Source organism: Acinetobacter sp. YH12070 (genome assembly GCF_013419625.1).
GTDB classification, from domain to species: domain Bacteria; phylum Pseudomonadota; class Gammaproteobacteria; order Pseudomonadales; family Moraxellaceae; genus Acinetobacter; species Acinetobacter amyesii.
Map to the genome: position 1 here is coordinate 68,331 of NZ_VOZT01000011.1, position 11,158 is coordinate 79,488.

At 39.9% G+C, this 11,158-nt stretch carries 14 protein-coding genes and 1 pseudogene; 9 read left to right on the forward strand and 6 right to left on the reverse strand.

What is annotated here, in order from left to right; translation table 11 throughout:
- Nucleotides 1-5: 5 nt before the first annotated feature.
- From FTU17_RS05000 to FTU17_RS05010, 3 genes are all read right to left on the reverse strand, one after another.
- Entirely contained in the window at nt 6-461 is a 456-nt protein-coding gene (locus FTU17_RS05000) for a histidine phosphatase family protein (protein ID WP_078193626.1), read from the reverse strand.
- Between the two features lie 78 nt (nt 462-539).
- Nucleotides 540-1,613 (reverse strand): NAD(P)H-dependent glycerol-3-phosphate dehydrogenase, encoded by a 1,074-nt coding sequence (locus FTU17_RS05005; RefSeq protein WP_180134806.1) that lies wholly within the window; start codon nt 1,611-1,613, stop codon nt 540-542.
- 60 nt (nt 1,614-1,673) lie between these two features.
- On the reverse strand, nt 1,674-2,264 hold the full coding sequence (locus FTU17_RS05010) for a nitroreductase family protein (protein ID WP_171525909.1): 591 nt from the start codon (nt 2,262-2,264) through the stop codon (nt 1,674-1,676).
- A 212-nt stretch (nt 2,265-2,476) separates the two neighbouring features.
- Between FTU17_RS05010 and FTU17_RS05015 the strand changes: the two genes are divergently transcribed.
- Nucleotides 2,477-2,866, forward strand: coding sequence for a hypothetical protein (locus FTU17_RS05015; RefSeq protein ID WP_078188876.1), 390 nt, complete (start codon nt 2,477-2,479; stop codon nt 2,864-2,866).
- Between the two features lie 126 nt (nt 2,867-2,992).
- Here FTU17_RS05015 and rhlB read toward each other — a convergent pair whose 3' ends face one another.
- Together rhlB and FTU17_RS05025 are read right to left on the reverse strand one after the other, a co-directional pair.
- Nucleotides 2,993-4,144, reverse strand: coding sequence for an ATP-dependent RNA helicase RhlB (gene rhlB / locus FTU17_RS05020; protein ID WP_180003018.1), 1,152 nt, complete (start codon nt 4,142-4,144; stop codon nt 2,993-2,995).
- 99 nt (nt 4,145-4,243) lie between these two features.
- Nucleotides 4,244-4,456 carry a cold-shock protein gene (locus tag FTU17_RS05025; RefSeq protein WP_005014923.1) on the reverse strand — a complete coding sequence of 71 codons (213 nt, stop codon included), beginning with the start codon at nt 4,454-4,456 and terminating at the stop codon, nt 4,244-4,246.
- Between the two features lie 415 nt (nt 4,457-4,871).
- On the opposite strand from FTU17_RS05025, the gene FTU17_RS05030 reads away from it, so the two are divergent.
- From FTU17_RS05030 to FTU17_RS05055, 6 genes are all read left to right on the forward strand, one after another.
- Nucleotides 4,872-5,066 carry a sulfurtransferase TusA family protein gene (locus tag FTU17_RS05030; RefSeq protein WP_218955527.1) on the forward strand — a complete coding sequence of 65 codons (195 nt, stop codon included), beginning with the start codon at nt 4,872-4,874 and terminating at the stop codon, nt 5,064-5,066.
- A gap of 143 nt (nt 5,067-5,209) precedes the next feature.
- Nucleotides 5,210-6,079 carry an RNA polymerase sigma factor RpoH gene (gene rpoH, locus FTU17_RS05035; protein WP_078188879.1) on the forward strand — a complete coding sequence of 290 codons (870 nt, stop codon included), beginning with the start codon at nt 5,210-5,212 and terminating at the stop codon, nt 6,077-6,079.
- Between the two features lie 169 nt (nt 6,080-6,248).
- A complete protein-coding gene (locus FTU17_RS05040) occupies nt 6,249-6,614 on the forward strand; it encodes a DUF423 domain-containing protein (RefSeq protein WP_111885687.1) in 366 nt (121 codons plus the stop codon).
- A gap of 57 nt (nt 6,615-6,671) precedes the next feature.
- Nucleotides 6,672-6,869 (forward strand): sulfur carrier protein ThiS, encoded by a 198-nt coding sequence (thiS, locus tag FTU17_RS05045; protein WP_111885686.1) that lies wholly within the window; start codon nt 6,672-6,674, stop codon nt 6,867-6,869.
- Nucleotides 6,870-6,881: 12 nt separating this feature from the next.
- Nucleotides 6,882-7,667 carry a thiazole synthase gene (locus tag FTU17_RS05050; protein WP_111885685.1) on the forward strand — a complete coding sequence of 262 codons (786 nt, stop codon included), beginning with the start codon at nt 6,882-6,884 and terminating at the stop codon, nt 7,665-7,667.
- Between the two features lie 181 nt (nt 7,668-7,848).
- A complete protein-coding gene (locus tag FTU17_RS05055; protein WP_180134808.1) occupies nt 7,849-8,421 on the forward strand; it encodes a hypothetical protein in 573 nt (190 codons plus the stop codon).
- An 82-nt stretch (nt 8,422-8,503) separates the two neighbouring features.
- Here the strand turns inward: FTU17_RS05055 and FTU17_RS05060 are convergent, their stop codons facing one another.
- Entirely contained in the window at nt 8,504-9,115 is a 612-nt protein-coding gene (locus FTU17_RS05060; protein ID WP_180134809.1) for a glutathione binding-like protein, read from the reverse strand.
- 215 nt (nt 9,116-9,330) lie between these two features.
- Here FTU17_RS05060 and FTU17_RS05065 point away from each other — a divergent pair, with 215 nt between their 5' ends.
- Together FTU17_RS05065 and FTU17_RS05070 are read left to right on the forward strand one after the other, a co-directional pair.
- On the forward strand, nt 9,331-10,773 hold the full coding sequence (locus tag FTU17_RS05065; protein ID WP_180134810.1) for a SulP family inorganic anion transporter: 1,443 nt from the start codon (nt 9,331-9,333) through the stop codon (nt 10,771-10,773).
- 298 nt (nt 10,774-11,071) lie between these two features.
- Nucleotides 11,072-11,158: pseudogene (locus tag FTU17_RS05070) on the forward strand (IS1595 family transposase); the annotation flags it as partial.

Here is an 11,158-nt window from a genome sequence, read left to right on the forward strand (position 1 = left end):
GGTTTTTATGTTGATGGTATAAACGTTTTAATTTGTGTCGACAATCCTGGAGCAATGACCGCTTGTTCATAAATGCGCGCTTCTGCCAAAGCATAGGGATTAAAATATTCTGAGACCAAAACACTGGCCATATGTGCCACAACGTTCATATGGCACACCACCACAATAGACTCATACGGTAAATGTGACAACCATTCCACTGCAACTTTGGCATCATCTTCCGGTTTGATGGCATTACAAATAACCACAGGCACATGTGGAAAATGTTTTTGCAAAGATGAAAGTGTTTGCTGCGCACGCAGTAGCGGACTCACCACAAAAACGTCTGGTTGAATTATATCTTTCAAATATGCTGCAGTTTCTGCCGCTTGAGTTTGTCCGCGCGCTGTTAAAGGACGCTTTTCATCATTCCCCATTACTGGCGGAGCAGCTTCGCCATGCCTAACCAATGTCAGTTGCATAAAATTCCCTATTCTATTCCGCACATTATATACAGCCAGTATGACAAAGCTATGTGTATTGCATATTAATCAGCAAACTTAAACTTGCTGATGTGGCAAGACAAATTCAACATCACTACGATGGCCATTTTTCATCAATGACAATGCAATGTTCAGTGCCGGCGCACCTTCAAAAATCACTTCGTACAAGGCACTGGTAATTGGCATATACACACCGAGCTCGTCAGAGCGTGCGCGTACTTGCACAATCGTATTAATCCCTTCCGCAGTTTGTCCCAGTTCTTTGGTCGCTTGCTCTAAGCTTTTACCACTACCGAGTGCAAAGCCGACTTGGTAATTACGGCTGAGCGGACTACTACAAGTTGCAAATAAATCACCGACACCAGATAAACCTAGGAATGTTAATGGGTTTGCGCCTAATTTCACTGCAAAGCGGCTCATTTCTGCCAAAGCACGTGTCAAAATCATACTCTTGGTATTTTCACCGACACCATAAGCCGCAGCCAGACCCATCGCGACTGCATAGATATTTTTCAGAGCACCGCCCAATTCCACGCCATGCACATCATCACTTGCAAATACACGGAATAATGCACTGTGCAGCGCTTGTTGAACAGCATAACGAACCAGTTCAGATTGGCTTGCAATCACAGTCCCCGCAGGTTGCCCCGCAACAATTTCCTTCGCCAAGTTTGGCCCTGAAAGCACACCATAAGGGACTTCAGGAAGTTCTTCACGAATAATATCGCTCATAAAGCTAAAGGTATTGGCTTCAATACCTTTGGTTAAAGACACCACTGCTTGTGACGTGATAAAAGGCTTGATCTGCTGTAAAACACTACGGAAAGAATGGCTCGGAATGGCTACCAAAATAATGTCACGATTACATACTGCTTCTTCTAAATCTGAAACAGCGAGCAAACCTGCTTCTAATTGAAAATCTGGCAAGTAACGTTTATTAATATGTGTTGCATTGATATCCGCAGCCACCGCCTCATCACGAATCCATATCATGGTGTCACAGCCATTACGTACTGCGGTATTGGCCATCGCAGTACCAAAACTCCCACCACCCAACACCGTAACACGTAGTGCCGTTTTTTGGTCAACTGACACAGGGCTAACAAGACTTGCAAAATCAAGTTCTGACATTGTTCTTTTATCCTAATTTCTTTACTGATCGATCTTGATCAATCGACCTATTTTTCACTTTTATTGGTTTGCTTTATGCCAATGGCTTACAAAGTCAGCAGACTGTATTTCAGCACGCGGTGGAATGGCTTTCACTGCTGTACCGATATAAATAATGCCTGAAATCAAATCATTTTCCGTTAAACCCAAGGCTTGTTTAAACAATTTAGATTCAACCACCGCCCCACTACGCCACATAGTTGAAAAGCCCTGTGCTTGTAAAGAGAGCAAAAAGTTTTGTACTGCTGCGCCTGAACTTAAAATTTGTTCGAAATGCGGAACTTTGGGATGATCTTGTAATTGAGTTAAAGCCAAAACCAATAGTGGCGCACGAAATGGATGGTGTTTCACACGTTCCAACTGCGCTTCTTCTGTTTGTCCAGTATCGGCTAAAGCATGTGAAAGCAACTCACCAAATGCTTCACGTTCAGTTTCAGGAATAATCACGAAACGCGTAGGCTTAAGACGATGATGATCTGGCGCCGTTAAAGCGGCTTGAAACGCATTTTCCAATTGCTCAGCATTCGGCGCAGGTTCAATTAAATGACCAATCGACTGACGCTGATGAATATTTTGATGAACTGTATCAACTGCTGATTTTAGAATTGACATCTATACACTGTACTTTAAAACGTTTGCTCAAGATTAGCATATTCTCAATAACTTACTCTAGAATGTTTGCGTCAGACTCGGTGCTTATTTGTTAAGTCAGCTTTATTCACAGATTTACTATAAAAAAACCGCATAACTTGTACAGCAGTTCCCTGTTCTATAAGAAATTTTATGTTCAAATAAATCAAATTATTTCTAACTCGGGGCACCGCATGAAAAAATTCAACAAAACTGTTGCCATTGTTAGCACGCTAAGCGCAACTGTGCTTTTAGCTGCATGTACATCTACGCCAACAAAATCTTTAGCGATTCAAAAACCAAATAATCAATATGAAGTGACTGCCGTAGGTAAAACCAGTTTAGCGGCAAAAAATAATGCAATTGCAGCTGCAAATAGTACCTGTGGTAAAAATGCGACCCCTGTCGTCGTAGATGAAAAGCAAGAATACAACGGAGTTTTAAAAGGCGTGGTCGATGAAAAGACAGGTCAAATGATTCAGGCGGCGGCTGGCGTACTTGGCACCATTACTGGAAATAGCGGTAGCATCAGCAAAGATGATGATTACCAAACCGTACTAACCTTTAGTTGCCGTGCAAACTAAAACGCTAGTCTGTGATTTTGTTTTGTCATTAACTCAAAATGAAATTATCGTCATGAAATAATTGTTATGAAATAGTCGAGATGAAATAAAAAAGCCTGCAAATCTGCAGGCTTTTTAGAAGCAAAATTAGCAATAACCGTCTAAACGGGTTAAAGGTAATTTTTGACCAATGGCTTTTTCAATTTCAGGTAGTGAAAAAGCATCATCTTCAGACAAGAAACTAATACTGACACCACGTGTTCCTGCACGACCTGTACGACCGATACGGTGTACATAATCATCAGACTGTTCAGGAAGTGTAAAGTTCACGACATGAGAAACGCCATCGACATGGATACCACGACCTGCAACGTCTGTTGCAATCATGATGTTATGTTGACCATTTTTAAACTGATCAAGCATTTTCAAACGCTTATCTTGAGCGATTTCACCTGACAACATCACCACTTTATAACCGTCTTTTTTGAGATGATCATAAAGTTTACGCACTTGATCACGACGGTTGGCAAAGATCATGACCTTTTCAATTGGTTCATCACGTAAGATGTCTTCCAATAATTTATATTTATCAGACTTCGCCACCATGTAGACACGTTGCTCTACATCTGCATTGGTTTTTTTCTCAGGTTCAATTTCAACAGTTACTGGTTCAAACAACCATTGCTGTGCCAAATTTAAAACATCATAACTAAATGTTGCAGAGAACATCAAAGTTTGTCGTTGTTCTTTACGTGGTGAAAAGCGCACGATACGTTTTACAGATGGGATAAAGCCCATATCTAATAAACGGTCAGCTTCATCAATCACTAAAAATTCAATTTGATCGAGCCAAACTTCTTTTTGTTCCACAAAGTCAATTAAGCGACCTGGGGTTGCAACCATAATGTCGACAAAATTACGATTTAATAGATTTTTTTGCTTATCAAAATCTACCCCACCGAGCAAAGTCATGACATTGAGATCAGTGTATTTCACTAATTCTTTAGCATCACTTTCAATTTGCAATGCAAGCTCACGGGTTGGTGCAAGAATCAATGCACGCGGTTCACCACGATAACGCTGTTCCTTAATTGGATTATTCAACAAGTCATTGATCACACTGACCAAGAAAGCCGCAGTCTTCCCAGTACCAGTTTGAGCACGACCAATAGCGTCATGTCCAGCCAATGTAAATTTTAAAACCTTTTGCTGAATAGGCGTCATATCCTTAAAACCCAAAGCATCAATGGCTTTTTTAAGGTTCGGATGTAAATTTAAGGTTTCAAAACCTGATGACATATAGATGTGCCCTAATTGAATAATCACAAAATTGCTGAAGCATTATAAACAAAAAACGCCCCAATTTACATTGGAGCGTTTTTGAGTACATTCAGACGATTAGTCTAAAGGTTGTACTTCTTCAGCTTGGAAGCCTTTTTGACCTTTAACAACGCTGAATTCTACGCGTTGGCCGTCACGAAGTGAACGGTGGCCTTCGCCCATAATTGCGCGGAAATGAACGAATACGTCGTCGCCGCCGTTACGTTGAATAAAGCCAAAGCCTTTAGTGTCGTTGAACCATTTAACAACGCCTTGTTCACGAGCTGTCATAAGTTAATCCTTATCGTATTTAAAAAAGAAGGACCACCCGGTGTTGCAAACAGCAGACCAAACAAGGTTAAAAAAAATATTTTTATTTCTAAGCTTGTAATCATTCTGTAAAACTATCAACAAAATCCCGGTTACATCCAAATATATCAAGAGTTAAGAGGCTTCACAGCCAACAAAAATCTTAACAACGCAACGAGCTTAACACGGGTTTACCGCAATTAATAGATTTTTTTGATCTATTTTCCTTTTGAATATTCTTATTTTTTCACATCGTTTGAGTTATAAATCACAAAGGATTTTTACCTATTTTAGGTTGGGATTTGGCACTGTATTTGCTAATATTTCCATTGAAATGTAAACATGTTGGATCTGCTTCGTGAGTGACAGCCAAAATTCGCTTTTAACTGTAGATGCAATGGGTAAACCCTGCCCGATGCCACTATTGATGCTCAAAAAAGCTTTAAAGAAAAGTCCAGACCAATCTTTATTGTTAAAGTCATCCGATCCGCACAGCCAACAAGATGTATCACGATACTGTCAAATACATCATTTAAACTGTGAAATGCGCAAAATTTCCGATTCTGAGTTTCATTACTTAATTGAATCTTAAAAAGATTCAGTTAAACTAAATTGCTTCATAATTGAATAAAAGTTTACATTTCTATACCCAATTTTCCATAATTTACGGAAATATTGGATTAAGATGAATCTTAGTTATTGGGCTTACCCATTTTTAGTTCTCAAGGAGAAAACATGAGTGACAGCAGCAATCAATTGATGCCCCTGTCATTATCGGCACCTGGGGTGAATCTTGGTGCTTATATTAGTACTGTTAATCAGATTCCAATTTTATCGGCCGAACAAGAAAAAGAGCTGGCCGAACGTTATTATTATGACCAAGATTTAGACGCAGCTAAAATGCTGGTGATGTCACATCTTCGTTTTGTTGTGCATATCGCACGTAGCTATGCAGGCTACGGTTTGCCACAAGGTGACCTGATTCAAGAAGGTAACTTGGGCTTAATGAAAGCGGTAAAACGTTTTGACCCAAACATGGGCGTACGTCTCGTATCTTTTGCTGTACATTGGATTAAAGCAGAAATTCATGAATATGTGATTCGTAACTGGCGTATTGTCAAAATTGCGACCACTAAAGCGCAGCGTAAATTATTCTTTAATTTACGTAGCTTAAAAAAGTCCTCTAAAAAATTAACTTTGGCTGAAGCACAGTCGATTGCCAATGACTTAAATGTAACACCCGAACAAGTCTTAGAAATGGAAGGCCGTTTAACAGCTTATGATGCTGCGTTTGAAGCTCAAGGTGATGATGACGATGAAGGTTCGACCCATGTCGCTCCTGCCCTTTATCTCGAAGATAACCGTTACGACCCTGCGCGTTTAGCGGAAGATGAAGATTACGAAGAACAAAGCACTTCAGCTTTACATGAAGCCATGGATCAGTTGGATGACCGTTCGCGTAACATCTTACAACGTCGCTGGTTAGATGACGAAAAGTCGACACTGCATGAATTGGCGGCGGAATATAATGTATCTGCTGAACGTATTCGTCAGTTGGAAAAAAATGCGATGGAAAAAATTAAAGTCGCAATGTCTTCAAACTAAGTTGAAGACTTTTCCCAGTCATTCTAAAAAAGAGCATTTCGATGCTCTTTTTTATGTCTGAATAGTATTGAATGACAAACTACAACACAAAAACTTTGGGCATTTTTGCTTTAACCCTGCGCGCTAAATATGCTATGGTTATGCGCAAATTTTGTTAAGGTGAATGCACATGTGGATTGCCATTTCCGCACTTAACTTAGCTTTTGCTGTGATGCTTGGTGCCTTTGGTGCACACGGATTAAAAGCGCGCGCGACTGAAGCCCAATTGGCTTGGTGGCAAACTGCAACGGACTATTTCTTTTATCATGCACTGGGCTTACTTGCCCTCGCGATCTTATCCAAAGTCATTCCCCAACTTCCAATAAAAGCCAGTTTCCTACTTATACAAATTGGTATTTTCTTCTTCTGTGGTTCTTTATATGTGATGGCTCTAGGTTTACCACGCAGTCTCGGTGCCATTACTCCAATTGGTGGAGCGTTAATGATTGCTGGATGGCTTATATTGGCCTGGAATGCATTTAAATACGCAAAATAATTAACAACAGATATTGGCCTTACTCAATAGGTAAGGCAGCAAGAACGGAATCCACAAATGCAAATCTATTTAAACGGCGAAGCTACACAAACCGAATGTGTCAACCTCTTGCAATTGGTTCAACAATTACAACTGGAAGGCAAACGCTTCGCTGTTGAAAAAAATGAAATGATCATCTCGAAAAGTAAATTGGAACAAACCCCAATTGCAGAGCAAGATCATATTGAAATTATTCATGCCGTAGGTGGCGGCTAAAATGGAGCTCCCATGGAAGATACACCCCTAATCATTGGTTCACGTACATTTAATTCACGACTTTTAGTTGGTACAGGTAAGTACAAGGACTTAACGGAAACTGACCAGGCCATTCAAGCCAGTGGTGCTGAAATTGTGACCGTTGCCATTCGCCGTGTGAATATTGGTCAGCATCCAGACCAGCCGAACTTGCTTTCAGTGGTTCCACCTGAGAAATATACGATTTTGCCAAATACAGCAGGTTGTTTCGATGCGAACAGTGCGGTCCGTACTTGCATGTTGGCGCGTGAACTATTAGATGGTCACAATCTGGTTAAACTTGAGGTTTTAGGGGATGAGAAAACCCTATATCCAAATATTACTGAGACTTTAAAAGCTGCACGCACGTTGATTGACGATGGCTTTGAAATCATGGTTTATACCTCAGACGACCCAATTGTGGCACAAGAACTCGAAAGCATGGGCTGTGTAGCGATTATGCCTTTAGGTAGCCTTATTGGCTCAGGTTTAGGTATTCTCAACCCACACACCATTTCGATCATTAAAGACAATGCCAAAGTACCTGTTTTGGTCGATGCTGGTGTGGGTACTGCAAGTGATGCAGCGATAGCGATGGAATTGGGCTGTGATGGCGTATTAATGAATACAGCAATTGCAGCTGCACAAAACCCTGTTCTGATGGCTTCAGCGATGAAAAAAGCAGTTGAAGCAGGTCGTGAAGCTTTCCTAGCAGGACGTATGCCTCGTAAACGCATGGCAAATGCCAGTTCACCTGAAACTGGATACTTCTTTAAATAAGAACTCATTCACGGTATAAAAGAGGACTCTATTGAGTCCTTTTTTTGATTTTGCAAACCTGATAATAATGAAAATATCCCATATATTTTGTACTTTGAGTCTTTGTGCCGCATCTAGTTGGCTGTCAGCCCAAGTGCCCAGCACAACCAAATCACTTGCACCGCAAGGTTGGAACATTTTGATGGCTACGACTGGCGACCTAAACAAAGATCAAAAGCCAGATATTGCGATGATCGTGGAAAAACAAAAAGTCGATGTGGCGACCTATGATGACGATGGCAAAGTCGTTCACAACCATCCACGACAACTCATCGTGTTTTTTAAAACCGCAAAGGGATATCAACGTATCGTTGAAAACAACAGCATCCCCGTCGCTCAGCAGCCCAATTCATGCCTACTTGACCCACTTGCTGAAGCAGAAGACATTCAAATCAGTAAAGGCAATTTACTCGTTCATTTTAGTTATTTTATGGCTTGTGGTGGCTGGGAATGGCCCCGACATAGTTATACCTTCCGTTGGCAAAATCAACACTTTGATCTGATTGGTTTTGACTACAATAGCTTTCACCGAGCTTCTGGTGAAGAAACATCGAAAAGCTATAATTTTTCGACCTTAAAACGTAAGGAAATTGTAGGCGGTAATATGTTTGAAGATGCCAAAACTCAGACCAAATGGTCAACCTTCAAAGCACCGAAGCAACTGACGCTTAAAAATATTAACTTTGATGATTTCTATACACAGTTCGAGTATTAAGCTAAACCTGAGCAATAAAAATCTAGCAATAAAAAAACCGCCAATTTCGGCGGTCTTTTTTAATTCAATTTGAATACACAACTTAAGGAATCAATCCTTCATCACGCATCGCAATTTGAACTGATTGACGCTCTGCAACTTTGTTACGCAATGCAATGATATTTTTATATGGCGTTAAATCATGACCGATGCCATTTGACCAATTTGTCAGTACAAAGAGATAGGCATCTGCAGGGCCAAAGTTATCATCGACCAAATAGTCGTTATCCGATTCACCAATTGCTTTATCGATATATGTCAATAAACGATCAATTTCTGCATAAGCTTTTTCTTTAGCGTCTGCATCTAGTGGAGCACCAAAGAATACGGCATAAGCATCATGTAATTCTGAGTTCAAATAGCCAAGCCATTCTAAAACTTTGGCACGACCTAAACCTGATGGCGGAATCAAGTCTTGTTTTGGATCATGCTGTGCAAGAAACGGTAAAATGGCCACGTTCTCGGTCAGGATCAAACCTGGGTTAATTTCTAATGCAGGTACATAACCTTTTGGGTTGATCTCGAAATAATCCACCCCTTTTTCTGTTTTATGGTTTTTTAGGTCAACACGGACCAAATCAAAATCGACATTAATTTCATTTAAAATTATATGTGATGCTAATGAACATGCACCTGGAGAATAATAAAGCTTCATATCTGATCCTTGTTATGTACTATTCAATGTTTTAAATCTCTTCTGTCAAACTTTCAAGTGATCAAACCTGTAAATTGCAAAAAAGCGTAAATGCTGAAACACATATACTCATTGACTATTGTCCATAATCAAGAAGATTTCAAGTCAATCTGTTATGCATTTTTATACTCAGTTGTTTTAACATAGCCGCGTTTAAGATTTGATGAAAAGTTACCGTGTTACAACTTAAAAAAGAACAATGGTTTTCCAATATTCGTACCGATGTGCTCGCTGGCTTAGTAGTTGGACTGGCGCTAATTCCAGAATCGATCGCCTTTTCAGCTATTGCTGGGGTTGACCCTCAGGTTGGTTTGTACGCTTCGTTTTGTATCGCCGTCACCATTGCCTTATTTGGTGGTCGTACAGCAATGATTTCAGCTGCTACGGGTGCGATGGCCTTACTTATGATCACATTGGTCAAAGATCATGGTTTGCAATACCTTTTGGCTGCCACGGTTTTAACTGGTGTCATACAAATCATTGCTGGCTATTTTAAAGTGGCAAAACTCATGCGCTTTGTCTCGCAGTCAGTGGTGTATGGTTTTTTAAATGCACTCGCGATTTTGATTTTTGTCGCACAGCTACCTGAAATTTCAAAGATGGATAGTTTGGGCTATGTCTTTATGCTTTTAGGACTTGCAATAATTTATCTTTTTCCATATCTACCTAAAATTGGCAAAGCCATTCCATCACCGCTGATTTGCATTATTGTTCTCAGTGGCTTGGCATTATTTTTAGGTGCTGACCTGCGTACTGTGAGTGATTTGGGTAAGTTTCCAGAGACTTTACCTATTTTCTTGATTCCTGAAATTCCTTTCAATCTTGAAACCCTCACGATTATTTTTCCCTATTCCATTACCCTAGCAACAGTTGGCCTATTAGAAACCATGATGACCACGACAGTGATCAATGAAGTCACTGGAACTGAAGGAGATCGTCATCAGGAATGTTGTGGTCAAGGGATTGCCAATATTGTCAGTGGTTTTATGGGCGGCATGGCAGGTTGCGCCATGATTGGGCAGTCGATTATTAATGTCAGCTCAGGTGCGCGAACTCGCCTCTCCACTTTGGTTGCAGGTATATTTTTGTTGTGTTTGGTGGTGTTCTTAAAAGACTGGCTGGCTTATGTCCCAATGGCTGCCTTAGTCGCGATTATGGTCATGGTGTCGTTTACCACTTTCCAATGGAATTCAGTCAAGCAATTTTCAAAGCATCCAATGTCTTTTAATGTCGTGATGATTACTGTGGTGATCGTGGTGCTTGCAACACATAACTTGGCGCTTGGCGTATTGGTTGGTGTGCTCCTCTCTGCGTTGTTTATTATCAATCAATTAGAAAGTTCGGTAAAAGTCATATCAGAACTTAAAGACAACGTCCGTAGTTACACGGTCTATGGACAAATTTTCTTTAGTAGCTCTGAGAGTTTTTATCAATTTTTTGATTTTCAGGAGAGGGTTAGTCATGTGCGAATTGATCTGAGTCATGCCCATATTTGGGATATTACCTCAGTCAATATTTTAAAAAATGTCGTGCAAAAATTTGAGTCAAAACACATTCAAGTAGAGGTCTTTGGCTTAAATGAAGCAAGTAGCACTTTACTTGACCGTGTCAGTGACTAATGGATTTTTGAATATTCACTTTGAATCAAATCAATTTTCAATAAAGTGTGACCTATTGAAACCCTATGCAGGATGTATATAGCAAAGGGTTTCAAAGATCGAAGCTCTGATGTGTAATGACATTACATATAATACTAAGCCTATAAAAAAGAGAAAAATTCACCATTCATTCGATTTAACTGTATAATTCATCTCATAAAATTATAACTATTAAAAATAAAACAAAGATTTGATGTGACTTTCTATATATTTTTTTAAAGGCTCTAGACTAGCAGAATAGATATGTTAGTCTAGAATCATGATAGAAAACAGTAAATTAAGTCACTATAAGATTAAAAAAATTATTCAGTGCTTTTGCATTGATATTCCTGCTTCTAAAACAGCC